The sequence below is a fragment of the Arthrobacter sp. zg-Y916 genome, from assembly GCF_020907385.1.
Lineage (GTDB): Bacteria > Actinomycetota > Actinomycetes > Actinomycetales > Micrococcaceae > Arthrobacter_B > Arthrobacter_B caoxuetaonis.
Genome location: NZ_JAJJOD010000001.1, coordinates 1,064,917 through 1,078,867, shown reverse-complemented (window position 1 = coordinate 1,078,867; position 13,951 = coordinate 1,064,917). Strand labels below are relative to the sequence as shown.

At 63.1% G+C, this 13,951-nt stretch carries 14 protein-coding genes; 1 reads left to right on the top strand and 13 read right to left on the bottom strand.

What is annotated here, in order from left to right:
- Nucleotides 1-3: 3 nt before the first annotated feature.
- The 10 genes from LOC59_RS05115 to LOC59_RS05070 all read right to left on the bottom strand — a co-directional run bounded on the left by LOC59_RS05115 (nt 4) and on the right by LOC59_RS05070 (nt 9,147).
- Entirely contained in the window at nt 4-693 is a 690-nt protein-coding gene (locus LOC59_RS05115) for a VOC family protein (protein ID WP_227915319.1), read from the bottom strand.
- 64 nt (nt 694-757) lie between these two features.
- Nucleotides 758-1,279 (bottom strand): flavin reductase family protein, encoded by a 522-nt coding sequence (locus tag LOC59_RS05110; RefSeq protein ID WP_227894715.1) that lies wholly within the window; start codon nt 1,277-1,279, stop codon nt 758-760.
- A gap of 46 nt (nt 1,280-1,325) precedes the next feature.
- On the bottom strand, nt 1,326-1,973 hold the full coding sequence (locus LOC59_RS05105; protein ID WP_229970813.1) for a nuclear transport factor 2 family protein: 648 nt from the start codon (nt 1,971-1,973) through the stop codon (nt 1,326-1,328).
- A 41-nt stretch (nt 1,974-2,014) separates the two neighbouring features.
- The gene (locus LOC59_RS05100) at nt 2,015-3,202 is read right to left on the bottom strand and encodes an acyl-CoA dehydrogenase family protein (protein ID WP_229970811.1); all 1,188 of its coding nucleotides are present in this window, start codon (nt 3,200-3,202) and stop codon (nt 2,015-2,017) included.
- 91 nt (nt 3,203-3,293) lie between these two features.
- Nucleotides 3,294-4,808 (bottom strand): MFS transporter, encoded by a 1,515-nt coding sequence (locus tag LOC59_RS05095; protein ID WP_229970809.1) that lies wholly within the window; start codon nt 4,806-4,808, stop codon nt 3,294-3,296.
- Nucleotides 4,809-4,903: 95 nt separating this feature from the next.
- The gene (locus tag LOC59_RS05090) at nt 4,904-6,271 is read right to left on the bottom strand and encodes a hypothetical protein (protein WP_227894711.1); all 1,368 of its coding nucleotides are present in this window, start codon (nt 6,269-6,271) and stop codon (nt 4,904-4,906) included.
- A gap of 35 nt (nt 6,272-6,306) precedes the next feature.
- Nucleotides 6,307-6,918, bottom strand: a complete 612-nt coding sequence (locus tag LOC59_RS05085) for an NADPH-dependent FMN reductase (RefSeq protein ID WP_227894710.1) — start codon at nt 6,916-6,918, stop codon at nt 6,307-6,309.
- 2 nt (nt 6,919-6,920) lie between these two features.
- Nucleotides 6,921-7,442, bottom strand: coding sequence for a nuclear transport factor 2 family protein (locus LOC59_RS05080; protein WP_227894709.1), 522 nt, complete (start codon nt 7,440-7,442; stop codon nt 6,921-6,923).
- A gap of 322 nt (nt 7,443-7,764) precedes the next feature.
- Nucleotides 7,765-8,376: a TetR/AcrR family transcriptional regulator gene (locus LOC59_RS05075; RefSeq protein ID WP_227894708.1), complete on the bottom strand. Its 612-nt coding sequence runs from the start codon at nt 8,374-8,376 to the stop codon at nt 7,765-7,767.
- A gap of 69 nt (nt 8,377-8,445) precedes the next feature.
- Nucleotides 8,446-9,147 (bottom strand): TetR/AcrR family transcriptional regulator, encoded by a 702-nt coding sequence (locus tag LOC59_RS05070; protein WP_227894707.1) that lies wholly within the window; start codon nt 9,145-9,147, stop codon nt 8,446-8,448.
- A gap of 217 nt (nt 9,148-9,364) precedes the next feature.
- Here LOC59_RS05070 and LOC59_RS05065 point away from each other — a divergent pair, with 217 nt between their 5' ends.
- Nucleotides 9,365-10,648 (top strand): acyl-CoA dehydrogenase family protein, encoded by a 1,284-nt coding sequence (locus LOC59_RS05065; RefSeq protein WP_229970807.1) that lies wholly within the window; start codon nt 9,365-9,367, stop codon nt 10,646-10,648.
- 124 nt (nt 10,649-10,772) lie between these two features.
- Here the strand turns inward: LOC59_RS05065 and LOC59_RS05060 are convergent, their stop codons facing one another.
- Genes LOC59_RS05060 through LOC59_RS05050 form a run of 3 tightly spaced genes read right to left on the bottom strand, consistent with a single transcriptional unit; the run spans nt 10,773 to nt 13,557 of the window.
- On the bottom strand, nt 10,773-11,549 hold the full coding sequence (locus tag LOC59_RS05060) for an ATP-binding cassette domain-containing protein (RefSeq protein WP_227894705.1): 777 nt from the start codon (nt 11,547-11,549) through the stop codon (nt 10,773-10,775).
- Nucleotides 11,546-12,538, bottom strand: coding sequence for an ABC transporter permease (locus LOC59_RS05055; RefSeq protein WP_227915329.1), 993 nt, complete (start codon nt 12,536-12,538; stop codon nt 11,546-11,548). The genes LOC59_RS05060 and LOC59_RS05055 overlap by 4 nt, the downstream gene beginning before the upstream one ends.
- A gap of 56 nt (nt 12,539-12,594) precedes the next feature.
- Entirely contained in the window at nt 12,595-13,557 is a 963-nt protein-coding gene (locus tag LOC59_RS05050) for a sugar ABC transporter substrate-binding protein (RefSeq protein WP_227894703.1), read from the bottom strand.
- Between the last annotated feature and the right edge of the window lie 394 nt (nt 13,558-13,951).

The following is a 13,951-nucleotide window of genomic DNA, read 5'->3' as shown; positions in this document are numbered from 1 at the left end:
GTCTCAGGCCTCCGCTGCCATGGGGAAGGGAACTCCGCGCAGGAGTTCCGGGTTCGCCGCGATTTTTTCTGCCCAGCGGTCGGGGAACGACGGGTTGGGCACTTCAACGGCGGGACGGAACTCCCCGGCATAGGCCCGGCGATGGATCTCGTCGTGGTCCATCCCCGCCTCGCGCGCGGCAACCAGCTTGTCCGGATCGAACTGCGGTCCGAGCTGGTCCTCCGCGAACTCGCGCGATGCCCACATCCACTCGCTCGACTTGCCCCAGTCATGGAAGTTGTCCACCTGGATCTCGATGCCGTTGCCGTCCGGGTCGGCGTAGTACATGGACATCGTCATACCGTGGTCCATGTTGAAGGCAGGAAGGATTCCCTGGTCCCGCAGGCGGACGTAGTTGTCGAGCCACGAGTCGAAGTCGGGGTACTCGAAGGCCGTGTGGTGGATCCCGGCCGAGTGGGGTTTGTTCACCGGCGGGACCGTCCCCGGGATGCGGAGCAGTGCGATGCGGTGGTTCGCCTCGTCATTGACCAGCCACGCGGCGTTCTCCGAGTAAAAGACTGGCTGCAGGCCGCAGACAGCTTCGTAGAACCTCACCATCGGGTCGATCTCCATGGTCATGAAGGTCGCATGGTGCAGCTTGGGCACCCGGATGGGCCGTGGCCTGGGTGTGGTGGCGTAAACGGACTGGGACATCATTGTTCCTTAACTCGGCGGCTGCTGCGGCAGCCGGTGTTCTATTGGTCTAACCCGATGCTCGCTAAGCAGCCGGTTCAACGGGCGTGAAATGCCCGAACCGGCGGTGCTGATAGACCAGTCCAGCGACATCTGCGCTGTCCGCTCCTTCAACAAGTCCGGTCACGATGGTGTGATCCCCACCTGGTATGAGGTCTACGACCCGGCACGCCGCCCAGGACGCAATGCCGGCGATTCGCGGCACCCCCTGGTCCAGCACCCAATCGACTCCCTCGAATCGGTCCAAACCACGCTTCGCGAAGGTGGAGGCAATGCCCGCCTGGTCAAAGGCGAGGACGTTGAGCCCGAAACGTCCGGACTGCGAAATCAAGCCGAGCAGGTCTGAGTCGTTTTGCAGCGAGACCAGGACCATCGGCGGGTCGAGCGAGAGTGATGCGAATGCGCTGACGGTGGTCCCATGCGGAGCGTGAATAGACGTGGTGACGATGGAAACCGGTGTAGCCACCGCTCCCATGGATGCACGGAATGACTGCTGGTCAACAGGAACTTCGGCATGAGTTTTCACTGTTGCCTCCTTTTCGTTCATAAACGTACTGTACGGTGTAGTCCAGTTATGCGCAATGGTGCTGATGTCATATGCCGGGGAACGTGCCGTACGGTTCCGGGGCCAGGGCAAGGTCACGGGGATCCCAGACCGGTGAGTACGGCACCTGACCCCGGGGCGGAGCATCTGGTCCGTTCTCGTCGTAGGGCGGCAGGGGCGGGCTCAGCTGTGCAGCGGCGTCCGTGAAGCTGGCACTGTACTCCGTGATGAAGGTGGCGGAGAGCCGGAAGTGCCAGAGCCGCCAGGCATCGTCTTCACGGACGAAATCCGCCGAGTAACGTCCCCAGTACCAAAGCGCCCGAAGCGGGTTGCCTTCAACCCAGCCGAGGTGATGCGCCTCGGCGCCCGGTGAGATCCATGCCGCCCGAGCGGTGCGCCCGTCCTGGGCAACTTCCACCACCGGAGTCGTGAGCAGGTGCTCAACGTACTCACCGGTCAGATCACGCGAGGGTGCCTTCATGGGGGGCGGCGCCCACGCTCTCCGTGCGGCATCCCGCCCGGTGAACGTACCGAACGGCATCTCCACGACCAGGTCCTCCCGGTCCGCGAACAGCGGTGGAATCAGGTCATCCCGGTAGGCCGAGTGGTAGAACGCATAGCGCCCCATGAGGTTTTCGATTTCATGAACAGCTTCGAGGCGCTCCAGTCGGCGGGTGATATCTGCGAGTTCGGACATGATGCCCTTTCGTAACGGAGGGGATAGAGGTGCGACGTCGTTTAAAAGAGGGGCTCGGGGAAGTCGCCGAGATCCTGCCCGAGGAGGACACCGCCGGCAACAGCGCTCATGGTCATGAAATCTGCGGACGCATGATTGCGGATGACCTGCACATCCCTGCAGATGCGCTCCAGCGGGTCACCCGTGCGGAAGATAGAGGCCCCCGACGAGCGCACCACAAGGTCCACTGCAGCGAATGCCTTGGTGCCCGCCCCGGTGAGACCCAGGTTGATCACGGCGCGATTCTCAAGGCTTGCCTCCTGCGAGCGCTCAGGCCCGTAGATGGCGGCCGTCATTTCGAGTGCGTCCCTCATCTGCAGCTCCGCGACGTGCAGCAGGTCCCACGCGTGGGCGTATGCCGACCGCACGAGGGGGTCGTCCACGATTCGCTGCCCGGTCTGCATACGGACACGCTTACCGGCATTTCCGCGGAACAGCTCCAGGGCCGCATCCGCGGTGCCGAGCGCAACTGCCGCCTGGATGACAGGCAGAATGCGGTTGACGGGGTACGCAGCGAGCGGGTAACCGGGGTGCAGCGCAGCAGCCCGTTCCGAGTCTGCGGAGAACAACGCGAACTCAATCGTTCGGTGCGCGGGAACGAAGACGTCCTCTGCCTCTACATCGTTGCTCCCGGTGCCCTTCATACCGGGGACCTGCCACGTGTCGATCACCGTCACGTCCTCGATGGGCACCGCCACCGAGAGCGGCCCGGTTGGAGAAAGAGCGCTGACCATCACCCATTGGGCGTGCATCACAGCGGAGGCGAAGCGCCAGCGACCGCTGACCAGGTAGCCGCCCTCGGTCGGCGCTGCCGTTCCTGGCGGAGTTGCTGCCGCTGCGGCCAGTGCATACGTGCCGCCCTGGAAGAAGTCCGACTGTGCCTGCACACCGTAACGGGCAAGCAGAAGATTGTGGGCCATGAGGAACGCGCCGACCCACCCGGCTGACGCGTCGCCCCGGGACAGGGTCCGGACGATGTCCACGTACTCGATGAGGTCGATCTGGGAGCCGCCCAGCGTGGCTGGGAGCATCGCGCTGAATAGGCCTGCCCTTTCGAAGTCGGAGATTGTTTCGTCCGGGAGGCGGCGCAGCTCCTCGGTCTCTGAAGCGCGTGCGCGCAGGGCTGGCACGAGTTCCTCCGCACGAGCGAGCAGGTCGAATGCAGATGGAGCGGTGGGCGCATGGATCATGACTGGGTACCTTTTCTTATAACGGAAAACGAGAACATAGAGGACGAGATGACGGCCGGCGGGCGTGCACCCGCCGGCCGCCGGATGGGAACTAGACGGCCCGGCTCGGTGGAGTCGCCGCGGTCTCGTCGAGCAGTTCCGGATTCGCCCATGCAGGGGGGTATTTCGGCAGAAGGGCGGCGCACGCTACCGCGATGACGCCCAGCACAACGAGTACGAGCATCGGCGCGGCGTAGCTTCCCGTAGCTGCCTGAAGCGCACTGAAGAGGTACGGGGACGCCGCAAGCGCAACACCCGTAACCGCGAGCGTCATGCCTTGGAGTGCCGCGAAGGACTTCATCCCGAAATACTTGGCGATCAGCGCCGGGCCCAGGGCCGACTCCACGCCCGCGATGATGCCGAGCAGTCCCATAGAGAGATAGACAAGCACCAGGGAACCACCGTTACCGAGTGCGAGCAGGAGACCTACCGGTGCGCCGAGGAGAAGCAGGGCTACGACCCAGGGGCGACGTGTGCGGTCAAGAGTGGTGCCCCCGGCAAGCAGTCCAATGATTGACGTGCTGGCGAGTACTGAAAGCGAGACCGAGACGGCGGCGGGATTGACACCGGACTGGCCGAAGAAATCCACTGCGTTCTGACGCATCGCGATCGGCCCGGTCCCAGCGAGGACAAGGAAGAGGATGAGCAGAATCCACGGTCGCGTCAAAATCGCCTTCCGGAACGGCACCCCCGGAAGAGAAGCGTCGACTGCCTTGGGCAGAGGAACGTGGGCAGTGACCTTGGGCTCGGAGATGAGCCAGAGCACGGTGGGGATTCCGATGACGGCGACCGCGATGGCGGTAACGAGGTAGGTGCCGTCCCAGCCAAGCCCCGCGAAGACCCCGGGGTCGACGGTGGGAAGAGGCGCACCGCCCGCTTCACCGGGTGGAATCAGACCAGCACTCCCGGCATCGGCAGGGGGTTCGGCACCCGCGGGCATCTCCCCTGCCGCCGGCGGAGCGGAGGTCGCCGCGTTTCCGTTAATAAGCCATTGAAACAGAGGCGACGAAATTGCCGCGATCATACCGGATGTCACGCCAATGAGGCCGAAACCAATGCCGCGATGCGCCGGGAACCACCCGGAGATGACTTTGAACACCACACCCAGGCTCGCACTGAAGCCACAGATTGCCGTGAGGGTAAGCAGCACACCGAGCAGCCATGTGGTGGTGCCGGCGACCGGAACCAGGGCCATAAAAACCGCATAGAGAATGATGGACGGCAAAGCGACCGTCCGGGCGCCGTGGCGGTCGACCCAGCGTCCGAGGAAGGGAAGGAACAATGGTCCGACGAGCAGCGGAATGCTGACGAACAGAAGGATCCCGTCCTGCGGCCGCGTACCTGTGCTCATCGCGTAGGCCGGAACAATAAAGGGGGTCATCGCAGCCAGGGCCGCAGGACTCACGGCGACCAGCAGGAGACTGCCGATAAGCGCCGCCTTAGCCCGGCCAGGGGCCTTCATGAACTCGAGTGCGTATTGTCTAAAGCTGATTTTTGCTGCACCGTCGAGCAACGGTGCAGGAGGCGGAAAGCTCGCCGCCGGCACAACAGGATTGTCTTTTTGCATCGGAGCTCCTTGTGGTCGGTACTCGCCTACGTCGACGTTGACGTTGGCGCCTTTCGGTTCTGGGGGGCCCGGCGGGCGAACACGCGGGCACGGCCTTACGGGTGCGGCGGGGCTGCCGGAGGACGCACGTTCTCCGGAGCAGTGACGGGCGAACTGATAGCCGCCATCATCGGAAACGGGGAAAGGCCGAACATCGCCCGGCCATTGATCTCAGCCATCGGATCGATGCGGAATGCCCCATGAGTCGCCAGGACGTGGATGTCCCGGACCGCGCGCTGGATCGGATTGGAGAGGGAAACCGCCGACGATCCCAGAGCGAGGAGGAGCCCGTCCACTGTGTGGAGGCACTGGTGGATCAGGTGGACGAGATCCATCGTGATTTCGGGTTCTTCAGACGGGAGATAGTCCTCGCCTGCGAGCGCCCGCCGATCGGCCTCGTCCATGTGCCGGGCGAGGACCGCCTCCGCTGCATTGATGACCGCACGCGCTTTACCGGCGACCACCTGGATCGAGGCCATCTCCGACATCGCCGGGTAGGGCAGGTTGAAGGGCGGACGCTTGGCAGCCTGAGCCAGGAACGAGTCAAGTGCCCCCTGTGCGATTCCGATGGCCAACGCCGCGAATGCGCCGCTGCTGCCGATCATCATGCCGAACGCGCCGTGTTTGAAGCCCAGCCCCGAGTAGGCGCCTCGAAGAGAATCGCTCAGACGCGGAAGGTCCGCGGTGTGGACGACGCGGTAGTCGGGGACGAAGGTCTCCTCGTCCGCCCGGATACTGTTCGAGTTTGTCGCCTGGAGGCCCATGACATGCCAGTCGTCTACGATCGCGTACTGGTCCCTGGACAGGACCCCCATTGCACGTCGCCGCTCGCCGCTCGCCGGGTCTTCATACTCGAAACCGACCGAGCCCCAGGCAGCGTGCTTGCTGCCGCTGCCGAACGACCACTTCCCCTTCACCTGGTAGCCTCCCGCCACCTTGCGCCCGTCGCCGACTTTTGGAGCAAAGACCGTCGCACCGAACACGAGCGGACCGACCCAGTCATCGATTCCCGCAAATACTTCGTCACGGACCTTCACATCGAATCCAAGGATGTTCCGGGTGGCGCTGGAGACGATTACCAGCCAGGCGGCTGCTGCATCGCCTTGGCCGAGTGTTCGCACGACCTCCGCAGTATCGCGGGCCCCGAGTGCGTAGCCGCCCAACTCCGTGGGGATTGTGATCTTGAAGGCACCGACGCCATTCACCGCCTCCAGAGTCGCGGGAGTGAGTGCGCCGAGCGCTTCCCCCTCGGCGGCCTGTTCGCGCAGCGACGGGAGGAGCTGGACGATCTCGTCCCGCATTCGGCGTCCCTCATCACTGAGGTACGGCGATTCGGGAAACTTCGCCCGGGCGGCAGGAAGACCGTCCCGCAGGATCGGTTCTCCGTTGGGGATGCCTGCGGGCGGGATTGTGTGTGATGTCATTGCGGGATCCAGTTTCTTCTGTGAGGTTTCCGTGATCAGGAGCGAGGCGCCGGGGGTCCCGGAGGCAGCGTGGGCGGCGGCGGACCTTCGGCACGCAGCGGGCCCAGCACCTGCGTCCACCGCAGCAGTTCCGCGAGCATCGGTGCGACGGCCCTCTGAGCGGAAGGCGGCGGCACGAACTCGCCGGCCTCAAAGTTCTGCATAACGAGCGGCAGCGCGACGCCGTCCGGCAGGGGCATCATCCGAACAGTCGTGACAATCTGTTTCATGACCTGGACTGCCCGGAGGCCTCCTGCGATGCCGCCGTAGCTGACGAACGCCACTGGGGCATACATCCATTCGCGCCCGAGATAGTCGAACGCATTCAGCAGGGCAGCGGATGGCCCGTAGTTGTATTCCGGTGAGACGAAGATGAACGCGTCCGCTTCCTGGATCTTGGCGGCCCAGCGCTGAGTGTGCTCATTCTCGTAGCGTCCGAGGACGGGGTGGTGCCGTTCGTCGAGGACGGGCAGACCGTACTCCGCGATGTCGACGAGCTCGACGTCGAACCGCCCATCCGCGGCTGTCTTCTCGAAGACCCACTTGGCAATGGGCCCGGCGAGGCGGCCGGGGCGGGTGCTGCCGACAATGATCTGCAGTTTCGGCACGGTCAGTCCCCCAGCGGATCCCGGCCGGGGACCGCTTTGCGGAACGTGCTCCAGTGCTCCGCCAGCTTTCCGTTGTGCACCCGGAAAACGGTGAGGATGTTCCACTCGTAGGTCGTGTCCGGCACGACTGGATCCGGGACAGGTTTTCGCATCATGAGGCACGCGACCTCGCCGTCAAGGATGACGCTCACTACCGGCGGCGAAACCTCGCCGACGACCGGCACATTCCGGAAGTGTTCAATGAGCTTCTCAAGGCCGTTACCGGCTGCGTTCGGATCGTGCTGAACGTAATCCCAGGCAGCGTACTTCGTCATCACCTCAACCACCTGTTCCTGCACCCGGTCGTCACGGACCATGCGGGCCAGGTCGGCTTCGAAGTCTATGAGCAGGCGCTTGACCGCGTTGCGTTCCGGCGAGGAATCAGCAGCTACCGCCGCTTTGAACTCCTCATTGTCGAGCCAGTTCTCATAGATCGCAGGATCGGTAATTTCTGCGATCCCGTTGACGATCGAAAATCCACTCATGCGCTGTCTCCTTGTTCGAGGTGAGCTGAGGACGCGGACATCGCGGACGAAGCAATGAAGGGCCGCCCATTATCGAAACGACATCGTTTCGTTCACCTAGAAGTGAGACTAACGCCACATTCAGCCATGCACAACCCTTTTCCGCGCGTCGAATTTTCGTGGCACATACGCGGGCCCTGCGCGGACACCGGGACGAGTTCTCCGCGAACACCGGGGCCAACCCATCAACCCCAAAAAAGAGGGACCAGCTCAGTTTGAACTGGTCCCTCTTCACTTCGCGGCTTTTCAGATTGCCTGCAGGAAATGCCTTCTCTCCGGACAGCTAGCGGAGCCCTCCGCGGGGCGCAAGCACAGGAAGCAGGATCGTCTCCACAAATCCCTTCAAATACGCGGGATCAGGGAACGAGCCCTCGACCAGATGCCGGGCGAGCGGGATTGAAAGGAAGACGTGGTGGCAATACCGGCGCGTCACCTCGTCAACGGTGATCTCGCCTCGAACAACGGCGCGGTCGATCGCCCGGTCCAGCGGCGATCCTGCAGGAGCGGAGAGCTGTTTGCGCATCGTCTCAGCGAGCATCGGGTCCTTCATGGACGCGTGAGCGAGGGCTGCCAGGAGCGCCATCTCCGACTCCGCGACCTGCCCGAGGTCGTCCATGATGGCAGCAAGATCACCAGAGAGTGTACCCGTGTCCTTGTCGGCAGGCTGGGCGATCGAGGAATAAGACCGAAGCGCGGCCATAACCAGGCCGGGTTTGCCCTGCCACTGGCGATATATGGTCGCCGTGCTGCATCTGGCGCGCTTGGCCACCGCGGCCATCGTCAGATTCTCGTATCCAACCTCTTCAAGCAGCTCAACGGCCGCGGCCAGGATCTCTGTCTGCCGCGCAGCCGAGAGTCTGGTGCGCCGCCCGGGCTCATCCTGCGCCTTGACCACCGCAGTCCTCCTAAATCGGGAATCGACACAACCCTATCCTTCCAGGCCGTGCCTTTCGCACCTCGGAAGTCAGGCCAATGCAGGGCCCCAGGGATAGTCGTACCCTGGAGGCAAAGCCACGGCAGGCTCGCTGGCCGTCGGCCGGAGGCCTCGCAGGAACACTCGCGTGATGTATTCCACGTGCGACTCAAGCAGCTCGTCCGAAAGCTGAAAATCCGAGATCAGCTGATCGAACTCAATGCCGGATGCTGTCATGCGCAGGAGCATGGCGGCGTGGGCATCTGGCCGATCGAGAGTGAAGCCGCACTCCGAACCGTAATCAACGAGCAGGTCCGCGATGATGCTGACGATGTCCGATACCTCCGGCATCTCCGCCGCAAAAGTACCGAATGCGTCTAGGATTTCCCGACGCCGGTTTGCTTCGGCGATCATCACCCGGAAATAGGCGATGGCCTGGGACCCTGACCCGGCCTGGCTGGCGGCGATCAACGCGGACACCAGACGGTCCTCCGCCGACCCCTCAGATAAAGCATCGCGCTCTTTCAGCTCAGACAGGTGCTGCCCCAACTCCCTGGCACCGTAATGCAATACAGCTTTGAACAGCTCGAGTTTGTCTGCAAAGTGCGCGTAAACGGTCGTCTTGGACACCCCCGCGAGCGCGGCAACCGCATCCATGGACGTACCGTCATATCCGTTGACCAACAGCAGCTCAACGGCTGCATCCAGGACTATGTCGCGCTTGCTGCGACCACTTCGTTTTTTCCGGGGCATTCACGCTTCCTTTGCTCGAACTTCAACTGCCGCCAATGCGCACTGTTGAAGGCATTGAGGAATCTACCCACCTTATCGCCTGGATCGAGAAGTCCAGTGTACCGGCCTTACCCGTCTGGTACTGTGCGGTACAGTACAGCAACTTACCAGAACATCGACGGAGATGACCATGACTGACACGATCAACCCTGCTGGTACTGGCCTCCACGAGGGGCGTATGCCTGGTCCCCCCGTCGACCGGATGACACCGTTGGATGCGGCGGCCTCCAGGTACCTCAGCCCGGAAGGGAGGCGGATCGCGGCCGGCGTACAGGGTCTGCAGCAGCGTATTCGCGATCTGGCCCCGGAAGCAGAGAAGCGTGGCCGGCTGGACAGCGGGATCATCGAAGCGTTTACGGATCTCGGTCTATACCGCGCGTGCGCCCCGCTTGAGTACGGCGGCTATGCGCTGGGTGCCCGCGACATCGCGGAGATCGCGGGCGCGCTCGGCAAGGGTGACGCCTCCGCAAGCTGGACATTCTTTGTTGGCACCAGCCTTCGTATGGTGAGCACACTCCCCGAGCGTTTAGTCAATGAACTGTACAGCCGGCTGGACGGTCACTCCGGACCACTCGCAGCCGGCGGTTCCACCTTCGCGGCGGTAACCGGCACTGCCACTCGGGCTGAGGGAGGGTGGATGGTCGAAGGCAAGTGGACCTATGTATCAGGGAACCATGACGCCGCCTGGCTGTTCGGCGGTGCTGCCTGGGTTGACGGTGACAAGAGCGGGCATGCCCTGATCATGATGGATCCGGCCGACATAAAGCGGCTTGATGATTGGCAGGTGGCGGGAATGGCGGCCTCTGATTCGAATTCGATTGTGACAATTGAGCCGGTGTTCGTGCCTGACCACCGGTTCGTTGACATGGCCGAGCTCCCGATGCACATGGATAGCGCCGCTGCCCGGTTCAGCGGCCTTGCGTACCAGGCGAAGACCCGCGCCTCCATGATGACAGCCACGGTTGTGAACATGGCCGCTCTCGTTGGTATGGCGGAGGGCGCGTTGGATGTGTTTCGCCAGCTAGCCCCCGCGCGGAAGCCGTTCAGCCCGCCCTACGCCAGCATTGCCGAGATGGCCTCGAGCCAGGTTGCCGCCGGCAAGGCCAGAGCACTCATTGACGCGGCAAAGGCGACGGTGCTGCAGTACGCGGACGAAATCGACCACCTCGCGGTACGCGGCGAGGACTATACCGGTGATGAGGAAGCACAAGGATGCACCAGCCTGGCTTTCGCGGGCCAGCTCGCGAAGGACGCAATAGACCTCATCCTGCGCATTACGGGCTCCTCCGGAATGGCACTCTCCAGCCCGCTTCAGCGATACTCCCGTGACGCCGCCGTGATCCTCTCCCACGGCGCAATGCGCCTGGAGTCCCTCGCCGAGATCAGCGGCCGGCGCCTCCTCGGCCAGCCACCGTTCAGCATGTTCGCCGGCGGACTGCAGGACAAGGCTGCTCAAAAGTAGCGAAAACAAACCTTGACGGTCCGGGACTGATCAATCCCGGACCGTCAAGGTGCAGTCCTGCTGGAAAAACGGAAGGCGGGGCCGGGCCAAGTGGCCCTGCCCCACCTTCTGCGGCTGGCGGTGTTCAGTGTTGGAGCACACCCGCTTGAACGCTGGCGCCGGTGATCCACCCCACCACGGTGTCCTTATCGGTCTCCCCCGTCGGCACATCCGCTACTTTCCGACCGCGGTTCAGGACGACGATACGGTCTGAGACTGCGGAAGCGAGCGGAAGGTTGTGGGTGACGACCACGATCGAGACGCCCCGTGCGGCGAGGGTTCGGATGAGCGACTCAACGAGCTCAGTCTGCTCGTGGCCGAGCGCCGCAGTGGGCTCGTCCATAAGCAGAACCCCATGTTCCGGCAACCGGGCACTCGAACGAGCAATCGCGATGACCTGCCGCTGGCCACCGGAGAGCATCTCCACTGACCTTGTCACCGGCGCTGTTCGCACTCCCAGCGCATCGAGCTCACGCTGTGATTCTCTGCGCATGGCCTTTCGGTCCAAGAAGCCGAGCCAGCCCAGCGGTCCATGCATCAGACGCTCGCGCCCCAACATCAGATTTCCGGCAATGTCCATCGCTTCTACCAACGCCAGGTCCTGGTACACCATCTGGACACCGGAGGCGGAGGCATCGCGCGGGGATTTGAAATGCACCCGCTCACCGGACACAAACAGTTCCCCCGCGGTGGGCACGTGTGCTCCGGACATGACCTTGAGCAACGTTGATTTACCTGCCCCATTGTCCCCCAGGAGCGCGACGACCTCTCCGGGGCGGACCACAAGTGAGACCTGCTCAAGCGCCCGTGCGTAGCCGTAGTGGACATTAATATTCTTCAGTTCAAACGCCGCACCGCTCATCTGAGCCCACCTTTCATGCCTTCGCCGTTGTTGGCTACAAGGAGCTTTGACGTGGTGTTTGTTGTCCACATGTTGAGCCCGAGTCCCCCGACGAGCAATATGCCCGTGGCGACAGAGGACCAGTCGGCGGGAACCTTCGCGAGCAGGAGCCCAGCCGATATCGTGGCTACCACGACGGCACCGAGCCCCACCCGGGGCAGGCTTCCCCGCCCACCGACAAAGGGAACCCCGGCGAGAGCGACAGCGGTCATCGCTGTGAAGACCGTGCCGACGCTCGCGCTCGGAACCGCCGTCGTGATGTATGCAGCGGTCACGATTCCTCCAAGCGCTGCGCACACTCCCGAGATGACAAACCCCAGAATGCGGTACTGGTTTACTGCGATTCCGACGCGACGGGCCGCTTCGGCGCCGCCGCCCACTGCCAACAGCCGAACGCCGCCCCGGGTGTACTTGAGAAAGACAGTGAGCACCACAAAGACGCCGACCGAAATGTACACCGGGGCAGGAATGCCGAAGTAGGTCTGCGTCCCCATGAACACGAGCTGGGTCAGCCCGGAGATATTGGAGCCGTTCGCCAGGAGCAGCGCAGCACCACTTAGGACGCTGAGCATGGCGATCGTTACGATCAGTGGATTAAACCCACGCAGTACGACCAGCGCGTTGACTACACCGACGACGAGCCCCGCCAACAGCCCGGCCGCAACCGCCAGCCAGGTCGGTGATCCCTGCGTCAAGAGGGTACCGGTGACGACGCCGGCAAATGCGGCCGTACCCGGAACGGAAAGGTCCAGCACTCCGGTCATCACTCCCACGGCAACACCCGCAGCATAAATCCCGGCGATTGCAGCAGCGTTGAGTACCGAAACGGCTGTTGGAAGCGACAGGAAGTGAGGGGCACCCCAGAAACTGAAGATGACTATAATCCCGACCCAGAGTGCAATGAGCCCTTGGTCACGGACCAAAAGCAGCCCGCGGACCTTCCACGGCAAGCTCGTACTGGGGGAAACCTGATGAACGGTTTCCGTGCCGATAACGCGCGCCATTCTCAGTTGCCGCCCGAAGCCTTGACAGGAGTCTCGATGATCCCGCCTACAGAGGTGGGGTCGGACATCAGCCTGATGAGGTCCTCTGCTGCCTCGGCGATGGCGGAGGTGTAGTCCCAACTGATGATTGCAGTGATGTCACCAGCCTCATATGCAGCCATGCCGCCTTCGCCGCCTCCACCGGCGACGATGCACGCGGGCGTCTTGTTCGCGGCCTTAAAGGCACCAACCGCGCCGAGTGCAGTCTCGTCACTCGCCGCGATAATGACGTCCGCGTCGGGATGAGCGATGAGAAGCTGTGAGACCGCGGTCTGCGCACTGGCAAGGTCCGCTCCCTCCGCAGTTCCGACGATCTCCACGTCGGGGGCACCAGCGGCAAATGAAGCATAGATTGCCTCGTTCACGGCAGCAGACCCGCCAGCGGAATCAGGCGGCGACAGGAACAAGGCTTCGTGTCCATCCTGGACTGCGCAGCTCGCCGCTGCCTCACCGATCGCAGTACCGTACTTAACGAAGCTAGGGGTGTCAAAGGCTATGCCTGGCTGCGGACCTTCGAAGCCGAGTGACATCGGCGGCCCTTCGATGACCGCGGGGATGCCGGCGCTTTGAAGCGCCTCCACGCTTTGAGCCGCAGCTTCAGGGGCTACTGGAAAAACCCACGCACCGACTATGCTTCGAGTGTCGAGCGCCTGCTGGATTTGCTGCGCCTGCTTAACGGGGTCGAAGTTCGCGTCATGAACAACTACCGTGTACCCCTGCGCCTCCATTTCCTCAGTTACTCCTGCGGCGAGCGCGCTAACCACGTCGATCTGAGCCGACGGCGAAAAGAACGCAATCTCCCCCTTCGCGTCCGCGGACTCAGAGGGCGCATCGGCCGTCGAGGCAGCTCCGGCGCAACCAGAAAGGGCGAACAGTCCGACGGTGAACACCGCGCCAGCGAAAACGATACTACGAGGCTTCTTCATTGAAACTCCTTGTACGAGGGCTGCTCCGCCCAGGGAAGGCACTTTATCGATGCTGTACTGGACTGTACAGGCCAGTTCTATCGATTCGCAATGATTAGGCGCAGATGATCTGAATTCGCTTCGGCCGCGTCACAAGTGACCCGCAGGCCTCCCGCCCATGGAACATGTAAGAGGCATCCGGGCAGCTGCAAGGTACTAACGGGATGCGAGGCCATTTTGTCAGGCGCCTTACGCGGCGCTTTCCGGAGCTCATACATAGCGGCGGCTCGCCCCAGCGCGCAGCCGCGGGCACTGGATGCCCGTCACCATCGATTGGGTGTGGGCCATGGTCAGACTTTGCGGCACTCGGTTTCCTGGGGACCGCCGTATACAGCGGGAGCATTCTGCCACCCGG

What these genes read in the sequence shown, in the direction of transcription:
- LOC59_RS05100 (WP_229970811.1), bottom strand. Translation starts at nt 3,202, where the DNA reads ATGATCCATGCGCCCACCGCTCCATCTGCATTCGACCTGCTCGCTCGT.
- LOC59_RS05115 (WP_227915319.1), bottom strand. Translation starts at nt 693, where the DNA reads ATGTCCCAGTCCGTTTACGCCACCACACCCAGGCCACGGCCCATCCGG.
- LOC59_RS05110 (WP_227894715.1), bottom strand. Translation starts at nt 1,279, where the DNA reads ATGAACGAAAAGGAGGCAACAGTGAAAACTCATGCCGAAGTTCCTGTT.
- LOC59_RS05065 (WP_229970807.1), top strand. Translation starts at nt 9,365, where the DNA reads ATGCCTGGTCCCCCCGTCGACCGGATGACACCGTTGGATGCGGCGGCC.
- LOC59_RS05095 (WP_229970809.1), bottom strand. Translation starts at nt 4,808, where the DNA reads ATGCAAAAAGACAATCCTGTTGTGCCGGCGGCGAGCTTTCCGCCTCCT.
- LOC59_RS05105 (WP_229970813.1), bottom strand. Translation starts at nt 1,973, where the DNA reads ATGTCCGAACTCGCAGATATCACCCGCCGACTGGAGCGCCTCGAAGCT.
- LOC59_RS05050 (WP_227894703.1), bottom strand. Translation starts at nt 13,557, where the DNA reads ATGAAGAAGCCTCGTAGTATCGTTTTCGCTGGCGCGGTGTTCACCGTC.
- LOC59_RS05080 (WP_227894709.1), bottom strand. Translation starts at nt 7,442, where the DNA reads ATGAGTGGATTTTCGATCGTCAACGGGATCGCAGAAATTACCGATCCT.
- LOC59_RS05060 (WP_227894705.1), bottom strand. Translation starts at nt 11,549, where the DNA reads ATGAGCGGTGCGGCGTTTGAACTGAAGAATATTAATGTCCACTACGGC.
- LOC59_RS05090 (WP_227894711.1), bottom strand. Translation starts at nt 6,271, where the DNA reads ATGACATCACACACAATCCCGCCCGCAGGCATCCCCAACGGAGAACCG.
- LOC59_RS05070 (WP_227894707.1), bottom strand. Translation starts at nt 9,147, where the DNA reads ATGCCCCGGAAAAAACGAAGTGGTCGCAGCAAGCGCGACATAGTCCTG.